Origin of the sequence: Actinomyces sp., from assembly GCF_030530635.1 — a bacterium.
In the GTDB taxonomy this organism is placed as follows: Bacteria; Actinomycetota; Actinomycetes; order Actinomycetales; family Actinomycetaceae; genus Actinomyces.
In genome coordinates this window covers 1-3,264 of sequence record NZ_JAUMUL010000123.1, presented here as the reverse complement: position 1 = coordinate 3,264, position 3,264 = coordinate 1, and the positions used below count along the sequence as shown (strand labels likewise).

Annotated in this window: 3 protein-coding genes; all 3 read left to right on the top strand. The window is 68.1% G+C overall.

Annotated elements, in window-relative coordinates; genetic code table 11:
• Positions 1-378: flotillin domain-containing protein (locus tag Q4A20_RS14955; protein ID WP_303124186.1), on the top strand; the 378-nt coding region annotated here is incomplete at its 5' end.
• A 232-nt stretch (positions 379-610) separates the two neighbouring features.
• On the top strand, positions 611-1,417 hold the full coding sequence (locus tag Q4A20_RS14950; RefSeq protein WP_303124185.1) for a thioredoxin domain-containing protein: 807 nt from the start codon (positions 611-613) through the stop codon (positions 1,415-1,417).
• Between the two features lie 305 nt (positions 1,418-1,722).
• A complete protein-coding gene (locus Q4A20_RS14945) occupies positions 1,723-2,667 on the top strand; it encodes an ROK family glucokinase (protein WP_303124184.1) in 945 nt (314 codons plus the stop codon).
• Positions 2,668-3,264: the final 597 nt, after the last annotated feature.

Sequence of the window (3,264 nt, the reverse complement as noted above, 5' to 3'; positions counted from 1 at the left end):
GCCACCGCCGCCCAGGCCCAGGCCGAGGCGGAGGCCATCGCCGCCCGCGGCCGCGCCGAGGCCGAGGCCGTGCGCGCCGCCGGTGAGGCGGAGGCCAAGGCCATGAGCGACAAGGCCGACGCCCTGGCCAAGTACGGCCGGGCCGCCACCCAGCAGATGATCCTGGACAAGGCGCCGGAGATCGCCCGCGCCCTGGCCGAGCCGCTGGGCAGCGTCAAGGACATGTCGATCATCTCCACCGAGGGCGCCTCCGCGCTGCCCAAGGCCGTGGCCGGCAACGTCGAGCAGCTCGACGCCGTCATGCGCTCACTGACCGGCACCAGCCTGACCGACATGATGCGGCGCTTCGGCGGCGACGGAGACGACCCAGCCGCCTGAACCGACCGACCACCACACCACCCCCTGCGCCGAGGTCGGTAGATCTTACGTGCCGAGGTCGGTAGATGTGGGGGCGGAACCCGATCACGTACCCGGGGTCCGCCCCCAACAGCATTCCGCAGTCGCAGCCGAGAGTCGGCTTCTACTTCTGGAGCGCCGCTTTACCGATATGCCATCCGACCCCGGCCGATATCACGGGTGGCGTCGTCGTCGACTCTGAGAGACTGCCGCCATGACGTCACCGAACCACGACACCACGCCCGGGCAGCGTCCCGCATCCCGCAGCAACCCGATCATCGTCACCCTGCTGCTCTGCATCGCGATCCTGCTGGCCGTCATCGCGATTATTCTGGTGGTGCGACCAGGTCGGTCCAACACCAGCGCCCCGGAGCAGGTGAGCGCCCAGGCCCCGACCGCCGCTTCAGGAGAGCCGACGACGATCGAGACTGCCGCGCCGTCGCAGACCGATGCCGAACTGCTGGAGCTCATGCACGGCGAGGTCAGGCGCAACGCTGACGACTCCCAGGCCAAGGGCAAGGTTGACGCTCCGGTGGTGATGGTCGTCTACTCCGACTTCGCCTGCCCGTTCTGCACCAAGTTCGCGCAGGAGGTGGAGCCCGAGCTGGCGGACCTGGTTGACGATGGAACGTTGCGTGTGGAGTGGCGCGACCTCGCTCAGATCACCGCGACCTCGCCGCTGGCCGCGCAAGGGGGCATCGCCGCCGGAAACCAGGGCAAGTTCTGGGAGTTCCACGACGCCGTCTACCGCGCCGCCGACCCGACCGACCACCCCGAGTACACCGAGGACTCTCTGGTCGCCTTCGCGCAGGAGGCCGGCGTGCCGGATCTTGAGAAGTTCCGCGCAGACCTGAAGGACGCCGCCACCGTACAGGCGGTCGAGGACGCCAAGCAGCACGCCTATAGCCTCGGCATTCAGGGCACGCCCTTCTTCATCATCAACGACGCCTACGTGAACGGGTACGCGGACGCCGGCTACATGCGTAACACCATTCTCAACCAGGCCGCCGCGGCCAGGTGACAGCACCCGCCGTTCCCGAGCGGAGTCATCTGAGGAGTCAACGCATCGTATCGGCCGAGCCCAGCTTGTAAGGCCGGCCGATACGGTGCGTAAATTCAACCCGCCTCGGTGTTGGGGAGCTTGAGCCCGGAGCGGGCCGATGTCGATGCGGACCGAGGTTGGTCTCCCCGAAGACAACTGTCACAATATGCCGGTAGATCCCCGCACAGTCGGAGTCGACCGACTGAGACACAGGCGCCGTTGCCGCGTGCCGCGGGAGGTCCTCGCAAAACATACCGACATATGAGCAAACCAGGAGAACAGCTATGGCACTGAGCATCGGCGTCGATGTGGGCGGAACGAAGATCGCCGCTGGAGTGGTCGACGAGGACGGTGCCGTGCTGGCGACCGCCCGCCGCGACTCCCCCGCCACCAGCCGCGAGGCCATCTTCACCACCATCGCGGACCTGGCTAATGAACTCGCCGCACAGCACGACGTCGAGACCATCGGCGTGGGCGCGGCCGGATTCACTTCCTCCGACCGCAACACCATGGTCTACGGAACCAACCTGGACTGGACCGGAGCCCGCATCGCCGATGAGATCGCAGCCCGCACCGGTAAGAAGGTCGTGGTTGAGAACGATGCCAATGCGGCCGGCTGGGCGGAGGCCCGCTTCGGCGGCGGCAGGGGTGCCAAGAACGTCCTGGTGGTGACGCTGGGTACGGGCGTGGGGGGCGCCGTCATCATTGACGGTCGACTCGTGCGCGGTGCCGCCGGTTTCGCCGCCGAGATCGGCCACATCAACGTCGTCCCGGACGGGCGTCCCTGCGGCTGCGGCCAGCGCGGCTGCCTGGAGCGCTACGGCTCCGGTACGGCACTGGGGGTCAACGGCTGGGAGCTGGCCAAGTTCCGGCCCGACTACGCCGCCCGCATCATTGAGCTGTCGGGTGGGGACCAGAACCGGATCTCCGGGAAGGCGGTCACGGCAGCCGCCCGCGAAGGCGACCCGGCCGCCCTGGAGTGCTACGCCCGCCTGGGCAGCGCCCTAGGCCTGGGCCTGGCCGACCTGTGCGCCGTGCTCGACCCCGAGGTGATTGTGCTGGCCGGGGGCCTGACCGAGGCCGGCGACATCCTGCTGGACCCGGTGCGCGCGAGCTTCGCCGAGCACCTGACGGCACGCGCCCACCGTCCCGAGATCAAGATTGTCATCTCCTCTTCAGGTCAGGAGGCCGGGCTGATCGGCGCCGCCGACCTCGCCCGCCAGGACTGATCCGCCTCTGAAGTACGCGTGCCCGCCACACGTACGCGTCTTGGAGCTTTCCCCGGGTCTGGCAGTCGGAAATCCCCAAAACGCGTACGCGAGAGCACAAGTCGCACGTGAGACGGGAGACCGTACGCCAAGCACCGGCCAACAATGGCGGTGATGCCGACTCGGCCGACGCACATGTGCACACAAGGGGCTCTTCTGGTTTGAGGGTGTGGTGGTACTGGCCAGGGCTGCCGGTGGCCAAGTGCAGTCGGGTCTGGCGTGGTGAGTCGGCGCGGCTCATCGCGCCCCTCACCTCGTAACATGCCGGCCAGCGCACCCACAAACTCAAGACACACCGGCCACGACAGCCACCTGCACGAAGAGCTGCTTTGGGTGGGTTGGGGTTGTTCGAGGACGTGGGTTAGCCGTCGACGACGCGGGTTGGCCCTCCAGGATGCCGCCCTGGAGGGCGTCCTCCGGCGGTCAGCCCACGTTCTGGAGGTTTAACCCGCGTCGTCAACGACCGCCCGGCCGGCGGCGAGAGCGTCCCTACCGGCCCGACGACGTCCTTGTACGCCCGAGCACGACCTGTGCTGGTCGAACACGTCCTCGTGAGCC

Excerpts from the sequence above, each read along its gene's own strand:
- Q4A20_RS14950 (WP_303124185.1), top strand. The coding sequence starts at position 611 with ATGACGTCACCGAACCACGACACCACGCCCGGGCAGCGTCCCGCATCC.
- Q4A20_RS14945 (WP_303124184.1), top strand. The coding sequence starts at position 1,723 with ATGGCACTGAGCATCGGCGTCGATGTGGGCGGAACGAAGATCGCCGCT.